At 70.1% G+C, this 21,177-nt stretch carries 15 protein-coding genes and 1 pseudogene; 9 read left to right on the plus strand and 7 right to left on the minus strand.

Annotation, left to right across the window (positions count from 1 at the left end; all coding sequences use genetic code 11):
- The first annotated feature begins 166 nt into the window (after positions 1–166).
- The 5 genes from yajC to ACFYT4_RS20325 all read left to right on the plus strand — a co-directional run bounded on the left by yajC (position 167) and on the right by ACFYT4_RS20325 (position 6,917).
- Positions 167–634: a preprotein translocase subunit YajC gene (yajC, locus tag ACFYT4_RS20305; RefSeq protein WP_389270443.1), complete on the plus strand. Its 468-nt coding sequence runs from the start codon at positions 167–169 to the stop codon at positions 632–634.
- 145 nt (positions 635–779) lie between these two features.
- Positions 780–2,546, plus strand: a complete 1,767-nt coding sequence (gene secD / locus ACFYT4_RS20310) for a protein translocase subunit SecD (protein ID WP_389270447.1) — start codon at positions 780–782, stop codon at positions 2,544–2,546.
- A gap of 2 nt (positions 2,547–2,548) precedes the next feature.
- A complete protein-coding gene (secF, locus tag ACFYT4_RS20315; protein WP_389270518.1) occupies positions 2,549–3,661 on the plus strand; it encodes a protein translocase subunit SecF in 1,113 nt (370 codons plus the stop codon).
- Positions 3,658–4,203: an adenine phosphoribosyltransferase gene (locus ACFYT4_RS20320; RefSeq protein WP_389270450.1), complete on the plus strand. Its 546-nt coding sequence runs from the start codon at positions 3,658–3,660 to the stop codon at positions 4,201–4,203. The genes secF and ACFYT4_RS20320 overlap by 4 nt, the downstream gene beginning before the upstream one ends.
- A 161-nt stretch (positions 4,204–4,364) precedes the next feature.
- The gene (locus ACFYT4_RS20325) at positions 4,365–6,917 is read left to right on the plus strand and encodes a RelA/SpoT family protein (RefSeq protein WP_389270453.1); all 2,553 of its coding nucleotides are present in this window, start codon (positions 4,365–4,367) and stop codon (positions 6,915–6,917) included.
- Between the two features lie 367 nt (positions 6,918–7,284).
- On the opposite strand, the gene ACFYT4_RS20330 is transcribed toward ACFYT4_RS20325, so the two are convergent.
- Positions 7,285–8,514: a DUF349 domain-containing protein gene (locus ACFYT4_RS20330; RefSeq protein ID WP_389270456.1), complete on the minus strand. Its 1,230-nt coding sequence runs from the start codon at positions 8,512–8,514 to the stop codon at positions 7,285–7,287.
- Between the two features lie 186 nt (positions 8,515–8,700).
- Positions 8,701–9,492, minus strand: a complete 792-nt coding sequence (locus ACFYT4_RS20335; RefSeq protein WP_389270459.1) for a peptidylprolyl isomerase — start codon at positions 9,490–9,492, stop codon at positions 8,701–8,703.
- Positions 9,493–9,658: 166 nt separating this feature from the next.
- Here ACFYT4_RS20335 and ACFYT4_RS20340 point away from each other — a divergent pair, with 166 nt between their 5' ends.
- Both ACFYT4_RS20340 and hisS read left to right on the plus strand, forming a co-directional pair.
- Positions 9,659–10,375 carry an MBL fold metallo-hydrolase gene (locus ACFYT4_RS20340; RefSeq protein ID WP_389270461.1) on the plus strand — a complete coding sequence of 239 codons (717 nt, stop codon included), beginning with the start codon at positions 9,659–9,661 and terminating at the stop codon, positions 10,373–10,375.
- Positions 10,376–10,388: 13 nt separating this feature from the next.
- Positions 10,389–11,651 carry a histidine--tRNA ligase gene (hisS, locus tag ACFYT4_RS20345; protein WP_389270464.1) on the plus strand — a complete coding sequence of 421 codons (1,263 nt, stop codon included), beginning with the start codon at positions 10,389–10,391 and terminating at the stop codon, positions 11,649–11,651.
- Between the two features lie 108 nt (positions 11,652–11,759).
- Here the strand turns inward: hisS and ACFYT4_RS20350 are convergent, their stop codons facing one another.
- The 4 genes and pseudogenes from ACFYT4_RS20350 to ACFYT4_RS20365 form a co-directional block, all read right to left on the minus strand.
- Positions 11,760–12,380 (minus strand): response regulator, encoded by a 621-nt coding sequence (locus ACFYT4_RS20350; RefSeq protein WP_389270467.1) that lies wholly within the window; start codon positions 12,378–12,380, stop codon positions 11,760–11,762.
- Positions 12,377–13,612, minus strand: coding sequence for a sensor histidine kinase (locus tag ACFYT4_RS20355; RefSeq protein ID WP_389270470.1), 1,236 nt, complete (start codon positions 13,610–13,612; stop codon positions 12,377–12,379). The genes ACFYT4_RS20350 and ACFYT4_RS20355 overlap by 4 nt, the downstream gene beginning before the upstream one ends.
- A complete protein-coding gene (locus ACFYT4_RS20360) occupies positions 13,570–14,415 on the minus strand; it encodes an ABC transporter permease (protein ID WP_389270473.1) in 846 nt (281 codons plus the stop codon). Before ACFYT4_RS20360 ends, ACFYT4_RS20355 begins: the two co-directional genes overlap by 43 nt.
- Positions 14,412–14,714, minus strand: a pseudogene (locus tag ACFYT4_RS20365) (ABC transporter ATP-binding protein); the annotation flags it as partial. The gene ACFYT4_RS20360 and the pseudogene ACFYT4_RS20365, both read right to left, overlap by 4 nt.
- A gap of 140 nt (positions 14,715–14,854) precedes the next feature.
- Here ACFYT4_RS20365 and ACFYT4_RS20370 point away from each other — a divergent pair.
- Positions 14,855–17,893 carry a Tn3 family transposase gene (locus tag ACFYT4_RS20370; protein WP_389270477.1) on the plus strand — a complete coding sequence of 1,013 codons (3,039 nt, stop codon included), beginning with the start codon at positions 14,855–14,857 and terminating at the stop codon, positions 17,891–17,893.
- Between the two features lie 189 nt (positions 17,894–18,082).
- Positions 18,083–18,208, plus strand: a complete 126-nt coding sequence (locus ACFYT4_RS20375) for a hypothetical protein (RefSeq protein WP_389270480.1) — start codon at positions 18,083–18,085, stop codon at positions 18,206–18,208.
- Positions 18,209–18,211: 3 nt separating this feature from the next.
- Here the strand turns inward: ACFYT4_RS20375 and ACFYT4_RS20380 are convergent, their stop codons facing one another.
- Positions 18,212–20,869, minus strand: a complete 2,658-nt coding sequence (locus ACFYT4_RS20380) for a WD40 repeat domain-containing protein (protein ID WP_389270483.1) — start codon at positions 20,867–20,869, stop codon at positions 18,212–18,214.
- Positions 20,870–21,177: the final 308 nt, after the last annotated feature.

Raw genomic sequence — 21,177 nt, forward strand, 5'->3', positions numbered from 1 at the left:
CGGCGCCGCTACGGCGCAGGCCAGGAACTACGGGGGGGCGTCGGGCGTTGTTCCAACGATGCGGACTCGCTTAGACTCCGCCGATGCCGCCCTTATCAGGTCGGCGTGCCCACCCCCGTAGATAGGCCGCCTCAGTCGACGCGGTCGTGTGAAGGAATTTCTTCCCGTGAGTCTCCTGACCTTCCTCCCCTTCATTGTGCTCATCGGGGCCATGTTCCTGATGACCCGGTCCGCCAAGAAGAAGCAGCAGCAGGCGGCACAGATGCGCGACTCCATGCAGCCAGGCACCGGAGTGCGGACGATCGGGGGTATGTACGCGACCGTCAAGGAGATGGACGACGACACCGTGCTCCTGGAGGTCGCCCCCGGCGTCCACGCCGTCTACGCGAAGAACGCCATCGGCGCGGTCCTCGACGACGAGGAGTACAACCGCATCGTCCACGGCGACACCTCCGACGAGACCCCGGTCGTGCCGGACGACGCCTCCTCGCTGACGGAGTCCTCCGACGACAGCAAGATCGACCTGGGCAAGAAGGCCGAGCCGGCCGGGTCGGACGAGGCCGCCGCTTCCGGCGACGCCGGGGCCGGTGAGGCCGCGGAGTCCAAGGACGGCAAGTCCGACGGCGAGAAGTAGCCATGACGGGGACCGCGGGGGCACCGACCGGTGCCCGGTGGTCCCCCGGTCGTGTTGACTTCTCCGGGGGCGGGTCCCCACAACACTTAGCGGCCGCCCCGGCGCACACCCGGCGCGGGGCGGTTGGACAGGGAGAAACGAGAAGGTGGCAGCACCTAAAAAGGGCCGCAGGCCCGCGGGGTCACAGGGGAAGCCGGGGCGCACCCTGGTTCTCATCCTGATCGCCATGGTCGCTTTGACCGGCGGGATGTTCTTGTCCGGGCACACCACCCCCCGGCTGGGCATCGACCTCGCGGGCGGTACGACGATCACGCTCAAGGCCAAGGCCGAACCCGGCCAGGAAAACGCGGTCAACGAGACCAATATGAACACGGCGGTCGGGATCATCGAGCGCCGTGTCAACGGTCTCGGAGTCTCGGAGGCCGAGGTCCAGACCCAGGGCCGCGAGAACATCATCGTGAACATCCCCAAGGGGACGGACTCCGAGCAGGCGCGCAAACAGGTCGGTACCACAGCCCAGTTGTACTTCAGACCGGTGCTCGCCGTAGCGGCGGGCGGTCCCTCCAGTGCGCAGCCCTCTCCGAGCTCCTCGGCCTCCGACAAGGAGGGCGAGCCAAAGCAGGGTGAGAAGGACAAGGCGACCTCCCCCTCCGGGTCGCCGAGCGGATCCCCCAGCAGCAGCTCCAGCCCCCGGGGCCGGGCCGTCACCGAGGGCCTGAAGGCCCCCACCCCGCCCCCCACCGGTACCTCCAGCGCCACGCCGAAGCCGGCCGAGACCCCGAAGCCCAACCCGAGCGAGTCCGCCGCCACGGCCGCGCTGGAGAAGCAGTTCGCCGCCCTCGACTGCACGGACGCGAAGTCCCGCGCCACCGCCGGCAACAACGCCAAGCCCGCCGACACCACCGTCGCCTGTGGCAAGAACGGTGCCGGCGTCTGGGAGAAGTACGTGCTCGGCCCGGCCGAGGTGGACGGCAAGGACGTCGACGACGCCAAGGGCCAGCTCGACCAGCAGCGCGGCATGTGGATCGTCACCATGGACTTCACCAAGTCCGGCTCGAAGAAGTTCGAGAAGATCACCGGCAAGCTGTCGTCGCAGCAGTCCCCGCAGAACCAGTTCGCGATCGTCCTCGACGGCGAGGTCGTCTCGGCCCCCGAGGTCAAGCAGACGCTCAGCTCCAGCGCCGAGATCTCCGGCAGCTTCGACCAGCAGTCCGCGCAGGACCTCGGCAACATCCTCTCCTACGGCGCGCTGCCGCTGAGCTTCGAGGAGCAGAGCGTCACCACCGTCAGCGCCGCCCTCGGCGGTGAGCAGCTGCGGGCCGGTCTGATCGCCGGTGCCATCGGCCTCGCGCTGGTCATCATCTATCTGGTGGTCTACTACCGCGGCCTGGCCTTCATCGCGATCCTCAGCCTCCTCGCCTCGGCGATACTGACGTACACCCTGATGGCCCTGCTCGGCCCGGCCATCGGCTTCGCGCTCAACCTGCCCGCGGTCTGCGGCGCCATCGTCGCCATCGGTATCACGGCGGACTCGTTCATCGTGTACTTCGAACGCATCCGGGACGAGATCCGCGAGGGCCGCACCCTGCGCCCGGCCGTGGAGCGCGCCTGGCCGCGGGCCCGGCGCACCATCCTGGTCTCCGACTTCGTGTCGTTCCTCGCCGCCGCGGTGCTCTTCATCGTCACCGTCGGCAAGGTCCAGGGCTTCGCCTTCACCCTCGGCCTGACCACCCTGCTCGATGTGGTCGTGGTGTTCTTCTTCACCAAGCCGGTGATGACCCTGCTCGCCCGCACGAAGTTCTTCGCGGGCGGTTCCCCCTGGTCCGGACTCTCCCCCGAGCGGCTCGGGGTCCAGCCCCCGCTGCGCCGTTCACGCCGCACCTCCGCCCCCACCGAACCGAAGGAGGCGTGAGCATGTCGCGTCTCGGCAGCATCGGCGCCAGGCTCTACCGCGGCGAGATCGGCTACGACTTCGTCGCCAAGCGGAAGTTCTGGTACGCAGTCTCGATCCTGATCACCATCACGGCCATCGTCGGCCTGGCGGTGCGGGGTCTGAACATGGGCATCGAGTTCAAGGGCGGGGCGGTCTTCACCACGCCCAAGACGAGCGTCTCCGTCGTCGATGCCAAGGAGTACGCGGAGGAAGCCTCCGGGCACGACGCCATCGTCCAGAAGCTGGGCAACGGCACCCTCCGTATCCAGGTCAGCGACCTGGACACCGCGGCGGCCACCAAGGTCCAGGGCGAGCTGGCCAAGGACATGGACATGGCCGCCAACCGGATCGACGCCGAGCTGGTCGGCCCCAGCTGGGGCGAGCAGATCGCCAACAAGGCATGGACCGGCCTCGCCGTCTTCATGATCCTCGTGGTGATCTATCTGGCCATCGCCTTCGAATGGCGCATGGCGCTGGCGGCCCTGATCGCGCTGATCCACGACCTCACGATCACCGTCGGTGTGTACGCGCTGGTGGGCTTCGAGGTCACACCGGGAACCGTGATCGGTCTGCTCACCATCCTCGGTTACTCCCTCTACGACACCGTCGTCGTCTTCGACGGACTCAAGGAGGGCGCGAAGGACATCACCAAACAGACCCGCTACACCTACAGCGAGATCGCCAACCGCAGTCTCAACGGCACCCTGGTGCGGTCCATCAACACCACCGTGGTGGCACTGCTCCCGGTCGCCGGCCTGCTCTTCATCGGCGGCGGCTTCCTCGGCGCCGGCATGCTGAACGACATCTCGCTGTCGCTGTTCGTCGGCCTCGCGGCCGGTGCGTACTCCTCGATCTTCATCGCGACACCGCTCGTCGCGGACTTCAAGGAGCGCGACCCGCAGATGAAGGCCCTGCGCAAGCGGGTACTCGCCAAGCGCGCCCGGGGCGAGCACCAGGACGGGTCCGGATCCGACGGCGACTCCGCGGAGCCCGCCGACGAGATGGCCGGTGACGCGGCGGCGGCGGTCGCCGGAGGCGGCGTCGTGGGACAGCGCGGCCGTGGCCGCGGCCGATCCTCGGGCAGGCGCCGATGACGACGACCGGCGCCGAGGAGCTGCTGCTCAGCCGCATCCGTGACGTTCCCGACTATCCGCAGCGCGGAGTGGTGTTCAAGGACATCACCCCCCTGCTCGCCGACCCGAGGGCCTTCACCGTCCTGACCGACGCGCTCACCGAGCTGTGTGTGCGCCACGGGGCCACCAAGGTCGTCGGCCTGGAGGCACGCGGCTTCATCCTGGCCGCGCCCGTCGCGGTGCGCGCCGGGCTGGGCTTCATCCCGGTGCGGAAGGCGGGCAAGCTCCCCGGGGCGACCCTCTCCCAGGCGTACGACCTGGAGTACGGCGCCGCCGAGATCGAGGTGCACGCCGAGGACCTGCGGCCGGGCGACCGGGTCATGGTCATCGACGACGTTCTCGCCACCGGCGGCACGGCGGGCGCGGCGGTCGAGCTGATCCGCCGCGGCGGAGCGGATGTCGCGGGCATCTCCGTGCTGATGGAGCTGGGCTTCCTCGGCGGCCGTGAGCGTCTGGAGCCCGCCCTGCGCGGTGCTCCGCTGGAGGCGCTGCTCGCTCTGTGAGGGCCGTTTCGGCGGGCCGAGACACCGGACCCCTGGGGTCCCGGGAATTCCGGGACCCCAGGGGTCTGTTTCCGCCTCGGGGGCACCAGGACTGCGAGGTCGATACGATGGCCTCTCCGGACCTGCCCCGGGGGGATCCCGGAACCGCACGAGGAGCTCTCTTGCCAGACGAGGCCCGACCCGCCACCGCGCAGCCCGCCGAGCAGGCCGACAAGGCCGCGGCGGCCGCAGTCGTGCCCGAGAACAAGCAGGCCGGGAACAAGCCGGCCGGGAAGTCCGGGCCGGCGGCGCCCGAGCGGGCGAACGGCGCGGCACCGGGCCTGAAGCCCTCCGCCCCCACCCCGCCCGCCACCCCCGCCGTCCGGCCCCGTCCGACGCCCTCACCCGCGCCCCGTCCCGCCCCGGCCGCCGCTCCCCGCTCCGGCGGGTCGTCGAACCGGGTCCGCGCCCGCCTCGCCCGTCTCGGAGTGCAGCGCTCCTCCCCGTACAACCCCGTCCTGGAGCCGCTGCTGCGGATCGTCCGCAGCAACGACACCAAGATCGAGACGGCCACGCTCCGCCAGATCGAGAAGGCGTACCAGGTCGCCGAGCGCTGGCACCGGGGCCAGAAGCGCAAGAGCGGCGACCCGTACATCACCCATCCGCTCGCCGTCACCACCATCCTCGCCGAGCTGGGCATGGACCCGGCCACCCTGATGGCCGGGCTGCTCCACGACACCGTCGAGGACACCGAGTACGGCCTCGACACCCTGCGCCGTGACTTCGGCGACCAGGTCGCGCTGCTCGTCGACGGCGTCACCAAGCTCGACAAGGTCAAGTTCGGCGAGGCCGCGCAGGCCGAGACCGTGCGCAAGATGGTCGTCGCCATGGCCAAGGACCCGCGTGTCCTGGTCATCAAGCTCGCCGACCGCCTGCACAACATGCGCACCATGCGCTATCTCAAGCGGGAGAAGCAGGAGAAGAAGGCCCGCGAGACCCTGGAGATCTACGCGCCGCTCGCCCACCGCCTGGGCATGAACACCATCAAGTGGGAGCTGGAGGATCTCGCCTTCGCGATCCTCTACCCCAAGATGTACGACGAGATCGTGCGGCTGGTCGCCGAGCGCGCCCCCAAGCGCGACGAGTACCTCGCCATAGTGACCGACGAGGTCCAGTCCGATCTGCGCGCGGCCCGGATCAAGGCCACCGTCACCGGACGGCCCAAGCACTACTACAGCGTCTACCAGAAGATGATCGTCCGCGGCCGTGACTTCGCGGAGATCTACGATCTGGTCGGCATCCGTGTCCTCGTCGACACCGTCCGTGACTGCTACGCGGCGCTCGGCACCGTCCACGCGCGATGGAACCCGGTCCCCGGCCGGTTCAAGGACTACATCGCCATGCCGAAGTTCAACATGTACCAGTCGCTGCACACGACGGTCATCGGCCCCAACGGAAAGCCGGTCGAACTCCAGATCCGTACGTTCGACATGCACCGCCGGGCCGAGTACGGCATCGCCGCGCACTGGAAGTACAAGCAGGAGGCCGTCGCCGGAGCCTCCAAGGTGCGCACGGACGTGCCCAGGAAGTCCGGCAAGGACGACCACGTCAACGACATGGCGTGGCTGCGCCAGCTGCTGGACTGGCAGAAGGAGACCGAGGACCCCTCGGAGTTCCTGGAGTCGCTGCGTTTCGACCTCTCCCGCAACGAGGTCTTCGTCTTCACGCCCAAGGGCGACGTCATAGCGCTTCCGGCGGGCGCGACCCCGGTGGACTTCGCGTACGCCGTCCATACGGAGGTTGGGCACCGCACGATAGGGGCGCGGGTCAACGGGCGGCTCGTTCCCCTGGAATCGACCCTCGACAACGGCGATCTGGTGGAGGTCTTCACCTCCAAGGCCGAGGGCGCGGGCCCCTCCCGCGACTGGCTGGGCTTCGTCAAGTCACCGAGGGCGCGCAACAAGATCCGCGCGTGGTTCTCCAAGGAACGGCGCGACGAGGCGATCGAGCAGGGCAAGGACTCCATCGCGCGCGCCATGCGCAAGCAGAACCTGCCCATCCAGCGCATCCTCACCGGCGACTCCCTGGTCACCCTCGCGCACGAGATGCGCTACCCCGACATCTCGTCCCTGTACGCGGCGATCGGCGAGGGCCATGTGGCCGCGCAGGGTGTCGTGCAGAAGCTGGTGCAGGCGCTCGGCGGCGAGGAGGCCGCCAACGAGGACATCGCCGAGTCCGCGCCGCCCGTACGCGGCCGCAAGCGGCGGTCGAACGCGGACCCCGGTGTGGTCGTCAAGGGCGTCGAGGACGTGTGGGTCAAGCTCGCCCGCTGCTGTACGCCCGTGCCCGGCGATCCCATCATCGGGTTCGTCACGCGGGGCAGCGGAGTGTCGGTCCACCGCGCCGACTGCGTCAACGTGGACTCGCTGTCGCAGCAGCCGGAGCGGATGCTCGACGTGGAGTGGGCGCCCACCCAGTCGTCGGTCTTCCTGGTCGCCATCCAGGTCGAGGCACTGGACCGGTCCCGGCTGCTGTCCGATGTCACCCGGGTCCTGTCCGACCAGCACGTCAACATCCTGTCGGCGGCGGTCCAGACCTCCCGCGACCGGGTGGCGACATCCCGCTTCACCTTCGAGATGGGCGACCCCAAGCACCTCGGCCATGTGCTCAAGGCGGTACGGGGCGTGGAGGGTGTGTACGACGTGTACCGGGTCACTTCGGCGCGGCGCCCCTGACGGGCGGCGGGCCGGGCCCATAGCCCGCGGTGGGCCGGCGCCCTGTGCTCTGCCCGTGCTTCCCCCGTGCCCGTTGCCCGGGCGGGCTGTTCGGGTGGGTCTTGCCCTGCCCGTGGGTGTACTCCAGCTCGCCCTGGGTCCTCAAACGCCGGACGGGCTCTCCTGTGGGCCTCGTCGTGTTGACCCTGGGCCCGGCCCCGGAGCGTCCACTGTCCTCAAGCGCCGGGGACGTATCCCGCCTCGTCGGCGTGTGAGGCGCGGGGTCCGGGGCGGAGCCCCGGTGGGACCGGGTGGCCCGTGCGCCCAGCCCCGCCGACGCCGGAGGCGCGGGGGGCTGGGGCCGGGCACCACGACAGAAGGCGCGAGGCTAGCCGCCGAACTCCTGAAGGCCCTTCAGGGCCTGGTCCAGCAGCGCCTGGCGGCCCTCCAGCTCCTTCGCGAGCTTGTCCGCCTTCGCGTTGTTGCCGGCCGCCCGTGCCGTATCGACCTGGGAGCGGAGTTTGTCCACCGCCGCCTGGAGCTGACCCGTGAGCCCCGCGGCCCGCGCCCGCGCCTCGGGGTTCGTGCGGCGCCACTCGTTCTCCTCGGACTCCTGGAGCGCCCGCTCCACCGCGTGCATCCGGCCCTCGATCCGGGGCCGGGCGTCCCGCGGCACATGCCCGATGGCCTCCCAGCGCTCGTTGATGGCCCGGAAGGCGGCACGCGCGGCCTTCAGATCCGTCACCGGCACCAGCTTCTCGGCCTCGGCCGCCAGCTCCTCCTTGAGCTTCAGGTGCTCCCCCTGCTCGGCGTCCCGCTCGGCGAAGACCCCGCTGCGCGCGGCGAAGAAGACGTCCTGCGCACCCCGGAAGCGGTTCCACAGATCGTCCTCGGCCTCACGCTGCGCCCGGCCGGCGGCCTTCCACTCCGCCATCAGATCGCGATAGCGCGCGGCCGTGGCACCCCAGTCGGTGGAGCCCGAGAGCGATTCGGCCTCGGCGACCAGCTTCTCCTTGGTCTTGCGGGCCTCCTCGCGCTGTGCGTCCAGCGAGGCGAAGTGCGCCTTGCGGCGCTTGGAGAACGCGGAGCGCGCGTGGGAGAAGCGGTGCCACAGCTCGTCGTCCGACTTCCGGTCGAGCCGGGGAAGGCCCTTCCAGGTGTCGACCAGCGCCCGCAGCCGCTCACCGGCCGCACGCCACTGCTCGCTCTGCGCCAGCTCCTCCGCCTCGGTGACCAGTTCCTCCTTGGCCCGACGAGCCTCGTCGTTCTGCTTCGCCCGCTGGACCCTGCGTTCCTCACGGCGCTTGTCGACCGCCTCGACCAGCGTGTCGAGACGCTTGGAGAGCGCGTCGAGATCGCCCACGGCATGGTGCTCGTCCACCTGCTGGCGCAGATGGTCGATCGCCGTCTGGGCGTCCTTCGCCGACAGGTCGGTGGTCTTCACCCGCCGTTCGAGGAGGCCGATCTCGACCACCAGTCCCTCGTACTTGCGCTCGAAATAGGCCAGAGCCTCCTCGGGAGTGCCGGCCTGCCACGATCCGACGACCTTCTCGCCGTCGGCTGTACGCACGTACACGGTGCCCGTCTCGTCGACACGGCCCCACGGGTCGCTGCTCACAGCGCCTCCTCCACCTGATGCCCGCCGAAGGGATTCACCCCCGGGCATCGTCCACAGTTTCCTGGGGCGAGCCGCGCCCGCCCTGCACAACGCCAATCTAGGCGAACGGCCGCCCGGCTGTCCGCACTCAGCACGGCCGAAATTCCCGGCCCCGCCGCCTCGACCACCCTTGGGGCGCCCGGGGTGTCAGCCCTTGGTCACCGTCGCCTTCCGGATGGTGACGGCCGTCTTCGGAGCGCCGTCCCCCGTCCCGCCGGTGACACCGGCCTTCGCCACATCCTGCACGGCCTTGAGACCCGCGGCGTCCATCTTCCCGAACACCGTGTACGAGGGCGGGAGTCGCGTCTCCTTGTACACCAGGAAGAACTGGCTGCCGCCCGAATCGGGCTGGCCGGTGTTGGCCATCGCCACGGTCCCCGCCGGATAGGTCACCTTGCCGTCCGCGCCCGCCTTGCCCAGCGCGCTCAGGTTCTCGTCGGGGATGGTGTAGCCGGGACCGCCCGTGCCGTCGCCCTTCGGGTCGCCGCACTGGAGCACGAAGATGCCCTCCGTGGTCAGCCGGTGGCACTTCGTACCGTTGAAGTAGCCCTTGTCCGCGAGCGCCTTGAACGAGTTCACCGTGCGCGGGGTCTTCGACGCCTCCATCGCGATCCCGACCGCCCCTTGACCGGTGGTGAGCGTCATCGTGTACGGGGCCTTCGCGTCGATCGACAGCGCCGGCTCGGGGACCTTGGACTCGGACGGGGTCGGAGCGGCCGACTGCGCCGCCGTGTCACCGGCCGACCCGGATCCGGTGTCGCCGTCGTCCGACAGTCCGATCGACGCGTAGGCCGCCGCGCCCGCCGCGAGCACCACGGCGACCGCCGCCGCGATGACCGTGTTGCGCTGCTTCCTCCTGCGGGCCTTCGCCCGACGCTGCTGCTGCCGCTCGAACTTCTCCCGGGCGAGCTGTCGCCGCCGCTGATCGTTGCTGACCACCGAGTCTCCGCTCCTCTTCTTCATCGCCTGCTGCGACCGGACAGGTGTGCCCGTACCGTATACGGGTTGGCTGTGCGAGCAGCAGCGCCGGTAGGCTCTGATCTGCTGCATCGAGCCGGCGAAAACGCCTCTCCACGACCTTTCCGCAACCACTCCGAGGACGATCGTGCTTATTGCCGGGTTCCCCGCCGGGGCCTGGGGGACCAACTGCTATCTGGTCGCCCCCGCCGCGGGCGAGGAGTGCGTGATCATCGACCCGGGCCACCAGGCCGCCGAGGGCGTCGCCGAAGCGGTCGCGAAGCACCGGCTGAAGCCCGTCGCCGTCGTCCTCACCCACGGCCATATCGATCATGTCGCCTCGGTCGTCCCGGTGTGCGGCGCGCACGACGTGCCCGCCTGGATCCACCCCGCGGACCGCTACATGATGAGCGACCCGGAGAAGGCCCTCGGGCGCGCCTTCGGCGCCCAGCTCATGGGCGAGCTGACCGTGGGGGAGCCCTCCGACGTGCACGAGCTGACCGACGGCTCCCTGCTGAAGCTCGCGGGGCTGGAGCTGACCGTGTCGCACGCGCCCGGCCATACGAAGGGGTCGGTGACGTTCAGGACGCCCGCGACCGGCGGGGAGACCGGGATCCCTCCGGTCCTCTTCTCGGGCGACCTGCTCTTCGCCGGCTCCGTCGGACGCACCGACCTGCCCGGCGGCGACCCGGCCGAGATACTCGACTCGCTGGCACGTGTATGCCTGCCGCTCGACGACTCGACCGTGGTGCTTTCGGGGCACGGTCCCCAGACGACCATCGGCCGTGAGCGCGCCGCGAACCCGTATCTGCGGGAGGCCGCCGCCGGTCCCGGGAGCTTCGAGCCTCCCCGACGAGGAATGTGACGAGAGAGCTGCTGTGAGCACTTTTCAGGCCCCCAAGGGCACCTACGACCTGCTGCCGCCCGACTCCGCGACCTATCTGGCGGTGCGGGACGCGCTCGCCGCGCCGCTGCGGGACTCCGGGTACGGCTATGTCGAGACCCCCGGCTTCGAGAACGCCGAACTGTTCGCCCGCGGTGTCGGCGAGTCCACCGACATCGTGACCAAGGAGATGTACACCCTCACCACCAAGGGCGGCGACCGGCTGGCCCTGCGCCCGGAGGGCACCGCGTCCGTGCTGCGCGCCGCCCTGGAGGCCAATCTGCACAAGCAGGGTGCCCTGCCGGTCAAGCTCTGGTACTCGGGCTCGTACTACCGCTACGAACGGCCGCAGAAGGGCCGCTACCGCCACTTCTCGCAGATCGGCGCCGAGGCCATCGGCATGGAGGACCCGGCGCTGGACGCCGAGCTGATCATCCTCGCGGACCAGGCGTACCGCGCCCTGGGACTGCGGGACTTCCGCATCCTGCTCAACTCGCTGGGCGACAAGGAGTGCCGTCCCGTCTACCGCGAGGCGCTCCAGGCCTTTCTGCGCGGGCTCGACCTGGACGAGGACACCCGCCGCCGCGTCGACATCAACCCGCTGCGGGTCCTCGACGACAAGCGGGAACAGGTGCGGCGGCAGCTGGCGGACGCGCCGGTGCTGGGCGACTACCTCTGCGACGCGTGCCGCGCGTACCACGGGGAGGTGCGCGAGCTGCTCACCGAGGAGGGCGTCTCCTTCGAGGACGACGGCAGGCTGGTGCGCGGTCTGGACTACTACACGCGGACGACCTTCGAGTTCGTCCACGACGGACTCGGCTCCCAGTCCGCGGTGGGCGGCGGCGGCCGTTACGACGGCCTCTCCGAGATGATCGGCGGCCCGGCGCTGCCGTCGGTCGGCTGGGCGCTCGGTGTCGACCGTACGGTTCTGGCGCTGGAGGCCGAGGGCGTGAAGCTGGACCTGCCGCCGTCGACGAGCGTCTTCGCCGTCCCGCTCAACGAGGAGGCCCGCCGGGTGCTGTTCGGTGTGGTCACCCAGCTGCGCCGGGACGGCGTCGCCGCCGACTTCGCGTACGGCGCCCGGGGTGTGAAGGGCGCGATGAAGGCGGCCAACCGCTCGGGTGCGCGCTACGCCGTCCTCGCCGGCGACCGCGATCTCGCCGAGGGCGTCGTCCAGCTCAAGGACATGGAGTCGGGCGAGCAGAACGCGGTCCCGGTGTCCGGGGCCGCCGAAGCGCTGCGCAAGCTTCTGGCCTGAAAGCGACCGGGCGCCGGTGGACCCGCGAGGACGCCCCACCGGCGTCCGGGGGCGCGTCCACCGGCGCCCCGGGCGCGGACCGGACCCGGGCGCAGGCGGCCCGGGCCGCTACAGCAGCCCCAGCCGCATCGCGCTGGTCACCGCCGCCGTCCGGTCGTCCACCCCCAGCTTCCCGAACACGCGCAGCAGATGCGTCTTCACCGTCGACTCGCCGATGAACAGCCGCCGGCCGATCTCCGCGTTGGTGCACCCCTCCGCGACCAGCCGCAGCACCGCCGTCCCCCGGTCCGACAGCCGGGGCCCCTCCGGCCGGGTGCGGAGCCGGTCGACCAGCCGCGCGGCCACGGACGGCGCGAGCACCGTCTCGCCGCGGGCCGCCGCCCTGATCGCGTCGGCCAGTTCACCGCGGGCCAGGTCCTTCAGCAGATAGCCCGCCGCACCCGCCTCCACGGCCCGCAGGATGTCCCCGTCCGTCTCGTATGTCGTCAGCACGATGACCCGGCACGGCAGCCCGGCCGCCCGCATCCGGTCGATCGACTCGACGCCCCCGCCGCCCGGCATCCGCAGATCCATCAGCACGATGTCCGGGCGCAGTTCGGCGCTGAGGGCCTCGGCCTGCGGCCCGCTGGACGCCTCGCCGACCACCTCCAGATCGGGCTCGGCGCCCAGCATCCCGCGCAGTCCCTCCCGTACGACGGGATGGTCGTCGGCCAGCAGGACACGGATCACGGACGGCTCCTCTCGGGGTGCTGCGGCAACGGCAGCCGTACGGAGACGGTGGTGCCCGCGCCCGGTGCCGTACGCACCTCGGCCGCGCCGCCCACCTCGGCGGCGCGGGAGCGCAGTCCCCGGAGCCCGTAGCCGGGACGGGGCACGCCGTCGTCGAAGCCGCGGCCGGTGTCCGTGACGGACAGCAGCAGCCGGGTGTCGGTGTAGGCGAGGGCGGTGGAGACGGCCGCTCGTGGGCCCGCGTGTTTGGCCGCGTTGGCGAGGGCCTCCTGACAGGCGCGCAGCGCCACCACCTCCAGGGCGGGCTCCAGGGGGCGGACCCGGCCGGTGACCTCCAGGGCGGCCGGGGAGCCGTGACGGGCGGCGAGTCTGCGCAGCGCGTCGTCGAGATCGGCGGGGGCGCCCCCGGCGACCAGGGCCCGTGCCTCGGCGAGGTTCTGGCGGGCGGTGTCCGCCATCATCCCCAGATGGCGGCGGGCCGCCGGCGGATCCCGGTCCAGCTCCGACTGCACCGCCTGGACGAGCATCAGCAGGCTGGTGAATCCCTGGGCGAGGGTGTCGTGGATCTCGCGGGACATCCGCTCCCGTTCACTGAGCGCGCCATGGGCCGCCGACAACCGGGACACCTCCTTCTGGCTCGCCTCCAGCTCGGCGATCAGCTCGGCCCGCTCCCGGCTCTGCTCGATGATGCGGATGATCCAGTGTCCGAACACCGCCGAGAACGCGAGGGCGATCACGGTGGACAGGGCCGGGAAGAACAGCTCCCCGGCGCCGGGCCGACGCAGGGCGGCCCAGACCGCCACCGGTACGACATTGACCAGGGCCACCGCCACCAGCGCGGGCCGCATCGGCAGCAGCATGAAGCACTGGGGGACGAGCGCGAAGGTCGCGATCCGCATCTCGCCCACCAGGATCGCGGGCGGCAGCAGCAGGAGCACCGCTCCGGCGACATAGACGAGCGAGCGCCGCCCGTCCGTGACCCGCCCCGACAGCACGGGCCGCCCCACCACCACGTACCAGGGCAGCAGCAGCACGAACAGTCCGGCGGCCGCGGCCCGGACGGGGACACCGGGGCCCGACGACCCGAGCGTGAAGGCCAGGGTCGCCGCCCAGATGACCGCGAAGTACCAGTCCCAGGACCGATACTCGCCGTCCCACACATGCCGCTCCCGCGCCCGAGCGCGCGGACTCAGCCGTCGTCCCGGCTCTTCCAGCGGAAGGTCAGCAGACACAGCACCAGTCCTCCGACGCACCAGGCGCCCAGTACCAGGGCGACGAGGCCGGACTCCCAGCCGCCGCTCGGTTCCAGCACGACAGCCGACTCCGGCAGGAACACTCCGCGCAGGCCCTGGACCATCCACTTCAGCGGGAACAGCGCCGCGACGCTCAGCATCCAGTCGGAGAGACTGGTGATCACGATATACACACCGGAGATGAACTGGAGTACCCGGAACGGCAGCGTGACCACGGACGAGGCGCTCTGGGCGGACTTCGGCACACTGCTGATCGCGATCCCGAGCAGGGTGCACGACGTCAGTCCCAGCACGAAGATCCAGCCGAAGGTGAACCACTTCTCCGGGCCCGCCGGAAGGTCCACGTCGTAGAAGACCGTGCCGACCGCCAGCAGGACCGCCGTCTCCAGGACAGCGTTGACCAGCACCAGCCAGACCTTGCCCAGGAAGTACGCGCTGGGCGGCATCGGGGTGCCGCGAAGCCGGCGCAGCTGCTTGTGGTCCCGCTCGATCGCGATGGAGACACCGAGGGACTGGAAGCTGGTCGACATGATGCCCGCCGCGATCATCGCCGGCACATAGAGCTGGGAGGCGGTGATGCCGCCGTCCTTCACGTCGTCGCCGAAGATCGAGGCGAACAGGACCAGCAGAACGACAGGGAAGGCGAAGGTGAACACGGCCTGCTCGCGCTGGCGGAAGAAGCCCCGGATCTCCAGGGCGCCGCGCAGCAGCCCGAGCCGCCAGGCTCCGGGGAGGGGCCGGGGCGTCCGGATCGCGGGCCCGGCTTCGGTGGCGGTGCTCATCGCGTGGCCCCGCTCTCGCCGCTGTCCTGCCCGGTGAGCCGGAGGTAGACGTCCTCCAGCGAGGGCCGGCTGATCAGCAGACCGGGGATCTCGCCGCCGTGGCGGCGCCCCAGCCCGACGACGGTACGGGTGGGGGTGGAGGTCTGCTCGCTGCGGTGGGTGCCGTCCGGCGCCGTCCAGGTGACCGTGGCCAGGCCGCCGTACCGCTCGCGCAGTGAGGCCGGGGTGCCCTCGGCGACCACGCTGCCCCGCGCGATCACCGCGATACGGTCGGCCAGCGCCTCGGCCTCCTCCAGATGGCCCAGTTCTCGTATAGCTGCCGCCAAGTGGCGAGTAACGCTGAGTAACCATTTGGCAACGGGTTGGAACTATCCGCTTCACTTCCGCCGGCAGGTCGCCACGATGTGGTGATCACCTGTTCGGAGCGAGGAGTGCGCGGGTGCGGCAGGACTGGGAGCCGGAGGACCTCATCGAGGTCTGGACGCTGCTCGAAGACGACATGAAGCGGCTGCGGAACAAGTCCGGGGCGAACCGGCTGGGCTTCGCGATGCTGCTGAAGTTCTTCGAGGTGGAGGCCCGCTTCCCGGAGACCGGCAGGGAAGTCCCGGCCGCCGCGGTGGGTTACGTGGCCCAGCAGGTGAAGGTGCCAACGGACCAGTGGGCGGCGTACGACTGGCAGGGCGACCGGATCAAGCGCCACCGCAAGGAGATCCGTAAAGCCTTCGGGTTCCGGGCGGGCACGGAGGACGACCAGGAGCGGCTGGCCGAGTGGCTGACAGCCGAACTGTGCGCGGTGGAACTGTCGCGTGACCGGCTGGCGGAGGCGGTGGTAGCCCGTTGCCGCAACGACTTCGTCGAGCCGCCGGCCCCGGCCAAGGTGCGGCGCCTGGTGGGCAAGGCGGTCAGGGACTTCGACACGCGGTTCTGCCGTACCACCGTGGACCGGCTGTCCCACGCGACCCGCTCGCGGCTGGAGGACCTGGTCGCGGGCAGCGAAGGCCGCGACGAGACAGCCGAGGACCAGGCGGTGGCCGGGGGCGGCCGGTCGTTCTTCACCGAGCTCAAGGCCGACCCGGGAGCCCCAGGGCTGGAGAGCTTGTTCGCGGAGGTGGACAAGCTCCAGCGGGTGCGGAAGCTGGATCTTTCGGCCGACCTGTTCGCGGACGTGTCGGAGAAGCAGGTGGACGCCTGGCGGGCGCGGGCGGCGAAGGAGTACCCGGCGAACCTGGAGCGGATGAAGCCGCCGATGCGCCTGACGTTGCTGGCCGCGCTGTGCCATGTGCGGCACACCGAGATCACCGACTCGCTGGTGGAGCTGTTCATCCAGCTGGTACTGAAGATCAACACCCGGGCGGAGAAGAAGGTCGACAAGGAGCTGACCGGTGAGCTGAAGAAGGTGCGGGGCAAGGAGGCGATGATGCTGCGGGTCGCCGAAGCGGCCTTGTCCGAGCCCTCCGGCTCGGTCCGCAAGGTGATCTACCCCGTCGTCGGTGGGGAGAAGACGTTGAAGGCCCTCGCCGCGGAGGCCGCGGCGAACGAGGCGAAGTACAAGGCGCGTATCCGCACCGTGCTGCGATCGGCGTACTCGGCGCACTGGCGGCGGATGCTCACCCCGCTGTTGAAGGCGTTGGCCCTCAAGTGCAACAACACCGCCTACCGGCCGGTGATGGACGCCATCGACCTGCTCCAGCGGTACCTGGAGCAACCGCTGAAGGAGGGCGCGTTCTTCGACGCGGCGGAGACCGTGCCGCTGGAAGGTGTGGTCCCCGATCAGTGGCGGGCCGCGGTGGTGGACGACAAGGGCCGCGTCGAGCGCATCCCCTACGAGCTGTGCGTGCTGGTCAGCCTGCGCGAAGCGTTGCGTCGCCGGGAGATCTGGGTGGTAGGGGCGAACCGGTGGCGTAACCCGGAGGACGACCTGCCGCAGGATTTCGAGGACAACCGGGACGTGCACTACGACGCGATCCAAAAGCCCCAGGACCCGGCGAAGTTCATCGCGGAGTTGCAGAGGATGCACCGTGAGGCCCTGGACCGGTTCGAGGCCGCACTGGCCAACGACACCACGGGCGGGGTGGCGATCGTCAAGAAGAACGGCGAGGGATGGATCAAGGTCTCGCCGCGGCCCAAGCAGGAGGAGCCGGAGAACCTGGTCGCGGTGAAGGGAGAGATCGAACGGCGCTGGGGCACCATCGATCTGCTGGATATCCTGAAGTACGCGGAGTTCGACACCGACTTCATCGCCGAGTTCACCACGGTGGCCACCCGCGAGAACCTGTCCCGGGAGGTGCTCCGGAGAAGGCTGCTTTTGGTCCTGTTCGGACTGGGCACGAACATGGGGATCAAGCGTGTCGCGGTGACGGGCAAGCACGGTGAGTCGGAGGCGACGCTTCGCCGGGTGCGGCACCTGTTCGTGAACCGGGCCAACATGCGCGCGGCCCTGGTGAAGCTGGTCAACGCCACCTTCGCGGCCCGCGACGAGATGTGGTGGGGCACCGGGACGGCGTGCGCCTCCGACAGCCGCAAGTTCGGCGCGTGGTCATCCAACTTCATGACGGAGTGGCACCAGCGGTACCGGGGCCCGGGGGTCATGATCTATTGGCACGTGGAACGAAAATCGGTGTGCATCTACAGCCAGCTGAAGTCCTGTTCGGCCTCCGAGGTCGCGTCGATGATCGAGGGCGTGCTGCGGCACTGCACCGACATGGAGGTCGACCGGCAGTACACCGACACCCACGGTGCCTCCATCGTCGGGTTCGCGTTCGCGTACATGCTCGACTTCATGCTGATGCCGAGGCTGAAGAACATCGGGCGGGCGAGGCTGTACCGGCCGGCGGCGGGCGAGGACAAGAACTGGCCGCACCTGGCCCCGGTACTCTCCACCCGCACGATCGACTGGGACCTCATCGCCCAGCAGTACGACCAGATCGTGAAGTACACCACCGCGCTCAGGCTGGGCACCGCCGAGGCCGAGCAGGTCCTGCGCCGCTTCACCAAGGGCGGCCCCAAGCACCCGACCTACCAGGCGATCGAGGAGCTGGGGCGCGTGGTGCGCACGGCGTTCATCTGCGACTACCTGTCGGATGCGGAGATGCGCAAGGAGATCGGTGAGGGCTTGCAGGTGGTGGAGAACTGGAACTCGGCGAACTCCGACCTGTTCTACGGCAAGGACGGCGACCTGGCGGGTGCGGACAAGGAGAGCCAGGAGGTCTCCATGCTCGCCCTGCACCTTTTGCAGAGCAGTCTCGTGCATGTGAATACATTGCTGGTACAGCGGGTTCTGGCCGACCCGAAGTGGGCGGACACGCTCACCGAGGCGGACCGGCGGGGTCTGTCGCCGCTGTTCTGGACCCACGTGAACCCGTATGGCCGGTTCGAACTGGATATGAACAGCCGTCTCGACCTGGACCTTGCGGCCACCGGGGCCACGGTGCCCGGCCCGCGCAGTCCACAAGGCGAGTCGGTCGGCGCTCCGAGCTGAGCTGGCAAGGACGGGGCAGCCCCCTCTCGGGCTGCCCCCGTCCGGTGCGTCCCGGCGCCCCCGTCGGAGAGCCGGGCTACCGGAAGAGCGCAGGTCCCAGCCGTCGCCAGCGGGGTTCAGGGTGGGGGCGTGGGTGGCGGATGCGTTCCGGCGCGTCGTACGCGGTGTTTGTGACGAACAGCCTGCGCATTGGGCGCCATCACCCGCTCCGTGCACGACGTGCGCGGCCCGCGCTTCGGGCCCGTCAACGGCCCGGGGTACGCCACGTGGGGCGGGGCGATGATCGTCTTGGACCGCTTCCTGAACACCCGCTGACTGTCACCAGATTTCGTGGTCGATCCCGGTCGTGACGATGCGCAGCGCGCTGAACGCCGCGTACGGCCGGTCGTGTGAGCTGATCCCGCCGTACGACGGCATTGGCACCTTCGGAAGCAGGTCGAGTACCGCGCTGAGCTGTCCCTGCTCGGCCGCCTGGAGGAGCAGGTCCGCGGTCGGCCCCTGCCGCTGTGCTGGAGGGATTTGGGCGATTTCCGCGTACCTGCGGGCGAGGTCCTCGTCCACCGGCTCCCTCGGTTCCGTGACCGCCAGGCCGTTGCGCTCGGCCCACTCGTGCAGCAACTCTGTCTGCCCGTGCTGCCGAAGAAGGTGCACCACCGTCCACTCGCCGAACCAGTCCTCCGCGTCACGCAGGATTCGTTCGGCGAGGTCGGCCCTGCCCTTGCGCAACGCGTAACCGACGAACGGAACGCCGGCGCGGTGGCCGGGGTCGCCGGTGCCCTCGTCCAGCAGGGCGCGCGCCTCGTCCTGTCGCCCGCACTCCAGCAGCGCCCATACGAGCGGCAGGCGATGCTCCCACTCGCCGTTCTGTTCGCGCAGGATCTCTCGTGCCCTCGCGAACCACCGGTCAGCGCGCTCCCGGTCGCCCTGCGCCGCGTATGCCCCGCCCACGGCGGCACCGGCGCGGGCCTGACTGCCCCACATCGTCGCGTACCACACCGGCTCGTCCCACTGCCCCTCGCAGGCCGTCTCGTAATCGGCGAAGAGCGAGCGCGCGGCGTCCGGTAGCCCCGCAGCCGCCAGGACCGTGGCGGCCTCGGCCGCCATGAACGGGCGGCGGCCCTCCGGGGACGCCTCGACCAGCGCGCGCACGCCGTCCGGCTCGCCCCGCCGGGCCCGGATGAGGGCCGCCTCGTGGAGGGCCTCGCCGGGCCACGGAAGCTCATCCACGCCGTACTCCACGACTGCTTCGAGAAAGGACCGGAACAGGTCGTCCACGGTGGCCGGGCCGGGCGGTGGCCACTCCTCGGCTTCCGGCGCCCGCGCGGCGCGGCCGCGGAACGGCTGCAGATCCACGCGCAGCGGCCCGTCGACCCGTTCCGCTGTGGTGGGAGCGTCGGGGAAGACGTCCAGCCGTCCCCAGTGAACAGGCCAGGCGTGGCGGCGATCCACCGCCCACGCGAGCGCCGCGGCCAGGTCTCCTTCCCGTTCGGGAGGGGCAATCACGATGCCCTCCGGGAAGGCGACCGCCCAAGTGTCTTTATCGAGGGCGAACGTGGGATTGGGCCCCCGCCGTATCTTCTCACCAAGGTCGCCGCCGTCGAGGAGCAGCGGACGTGGCGCGACGGGCTGCCGCAGCAGGGTGAAGTCGCCGATGACCTCGCCGGTGTCCGCACGCAGGAAGCGCAGCACGGTCGGCCCCATCGCCACCAGCACATCGTCGGCGCCCCAGTGCAACCCGGTCGCCTTCTTCGGAGCGTTGAGCGTGCGTAGGCGCTCCGCGCGCTCGTCGTTCAGTGACCAGACCTCGATCCGACCATCGGCGGTGAGGCACGCCGCGCGGTCGCCGTCAGGCGCCCAGGCCCAGGCTTCGACCTCCAGGTCGCCTCTCGGCGCCGGGACCGCTACGTCGAGGTCATAAAGGTGCCGACCGGTCCGGTCCACGATCCCAACGCGCGGGCGTTCATCCTTGTGCCCCGTGGGGACGACGACGGCGAGTCGCGTCCCCCAGGACAGGTAGACAGTCTGGAACGACTCATCGAAATACCCTGGACTGGTGGCGATGTCCCGGCCGGTCGCCGCGTCCGCGATCACCAGCTCGCCGTCGCGGTGGTAGGCCAGCAGGGTCTCGTCCCTGCTCCATACGGCGGACGGATTCCAGCGGTTCTTGTCACCCTGGACGATCCAGGTGACCTCACCCGAGGCGACATCGATCGAGCAGATCCTCCCATCCTGCAAGCTCCCGTACAGCCGCTTCCCGTCCCGCGACCAGACGGGCCACTCCAGGACGAAGCCCTCCTCGTCCTCATCCTGGTCTTCGTCCTCGTCATAGTCTTCGTTTTCCATAGCCGGTACCGTCGTGGTCTCCAGGCCGGAGAACTCCACGATCGAGCCATAGGTCCCGGAATTCTCGTCCATGACGTACGCACGCAGCCCGTCGGGCGAGAGCGCGAACGGGTCGGGACGGCCGTTGTATGTGAGGCGGACGGTCGCGATCGGCTCGGCGTCGGCGCCGAAGGGGTCCCACACACCGACGTTGCTGGCCCGGTACTCCACGGCCAGCCGGGTCTCGTCGGCCGACCACTCGATCGTCCCGCCGTACCCAGGCCAGCCAATCCCGCCCACGATTCCGTCGATGACGTTCACACAGCGGCCGGCGGCGACCTCCCAGATCTGCAGGGTGGCCCCGTCCTCGTAGTCGTCGCCGCCGAAGTCGCCGACCGCGAGGTAACGGCCCGACGGGCTGAGCGACTGCGAAGTGATCTCGACGCGGTGCACATCGGGATGGCGCAGCAGAGCCCCGCGCTCGCGGATCCGCTCGGTCGCGAGTTGGTGCGCCTCGCTGACGCCGTGGGCGCGTTCCAGTTCCTGCAGCGCTGCCCGCAACGGGAGCAGATCGCGCACAGGCTCGAACGCGGCCCGGTCCTGCGCGCCCAGCGCGTCCAAGATGGCACGCTTCGTCATGTCGGTGATCTTCATAGCCAGCGATGGTAGGGGCCACCACCGACAGTCGCGCATCACTCCTCGATGGCAGTAGCGCTCGACCGGGCGAAGACGGGTCCCCGGGTCCCCTTGAGAGCGCCCGGCGTTGCGGTATCGCCCTGAAGTGCTCGTACCCGCCGCGAAACGACAGTTCGACTCCGCCAGCTCGGGCAGGTCCGCTGGTCCGCCTTCGTATGTCCTTGTCTGCCCCTAGACGAGTCATTCCGAATGCTGGCGGTGTGTCTGGGAACGCAGACAGGGCGTCCAAGATCGTTCTGTGACGAATGAGCTGGACGCCCTGCTGA

The sequence above is a fragment of the Streptomyces sp. NPDC004609 genome, assembly GCF_042873655.1.
Lineage (GTDB): Bacteria > Actinomycetota > Actinomycetes > Streptomycetales > Streptomycetaceae > Streptomyces.

What these genes read in the sequence shown, in the direction of transcription:
- secF (WP_389270518.1), top strand. Translation starts at nt 2,549, where the DNA reads ATGTCGCGTCTCGGCAGCATCGGCGCCAGGCTCTACCGCGGCGAGATC.
- ACFYT4_RS20320 (WP_389270450.1), top strand. Translation starts at nt 3,658, where the DNA reads ATGACGACGACCGGCGCCGAGGAGCTGCTGCTCAGCCGCATCCGTGAC.
- ACFYT4_RS20360 (WP_389270473.1), bottom strand. Translation starts at nt 14,415, where the DNA reads ATGAGCACCGCCACCGAAGCCGGGCCCGCGATCCGGACGCCCCGGCCC.
- ACFYT4_RS20380 (WP_389270483.1), bottom strand. Translation starts at nt 20,869, where the DNA reads ATGAAGATCACCGACATGACGAAGCGTGCCATCTTGGACGCGCTGGGC.